Origin of the sequence: Vibrio sp. 1641, from assembly GCF_033339995.1 — a bacterium.
GTDB classification, from domain to species: Bacteria; Pseudomonadota; Gammaproteobacteria; order Enterobacterales; family Vibrionaceae; genus Vibrio; species Vibrio alginolyticus.
Window position 1 is genome coordinate 1 of sequence record NZ_JAWOVP010000189.1, and the last position, 690, is coordinate 690.

At 45.9% G+C, this 690-nt stretch carries 1 pseudogene; it reads right to left on the reverse strand.

Annotated elements, in window-relative coordinates:
• Positions 1-690: pseudogene (locus R7Z47_RS24975) on the reverse strand (ABC transporter substrate-binding protein); the annotation flags it as partial.

Consider the following 690-nt stretch of genomic DNA (forward strand, 5'->3'; position numbering starts at 1 on the left):
TGTGCCGATATGATATGAATAACCCGAGCCAGAAGAGGCCGTGTCTCGACACAATTTTGTGGCATGTGGCGTGGCTAACTTGTTCGGAAAGAATTGGTTTGCGCGTTTGAGCACTATCTTCAAGCAGTTCGGAGTTTCGGCTGTAACAGTTTAAATGCATTGGCAAAGCTCATAAACCGGCCCTTTAATTTGCTTGAGTCTTTCTAAACTCCAAACCACGTCGTCTATGCTCAGAAGCTCACCATCATGACGAAAAATGCCTGGCCTTAACCATAACGTCATGACGTTTTCTTCCATTTTCCATTCATGCGCTAAAGCGGGCTCAATGCCACCATTGGAGTTTTGTGTTAGCAGCCCATCATAAACACTTTTGACTACGTGTAATTCGGTATGACGGAAGGTTTCTGCGGGATCGATATTTGAAACCCACGGATAAGAAGAAATAAGAATGGCGTTTTTAGACTCATTCAGCTCGTTCACTTTTTCCGATGCAATCGTAAGCGAACGAACCGCCGTTTGGCCGAACCAATCGATAAGCTTTGTTATCGAATTCATTCTGCCCCTAGCAAGCTCTTCCACCAAAAACTCGGTCATCGCTTGTTGCAAAGTAATGGTGATACTCAAACGGCTTGGGTTGCTTCGCCCAATCGCCGGTTGCCAATCCACCCAACCGTAAGCCGCCAGCTTTTT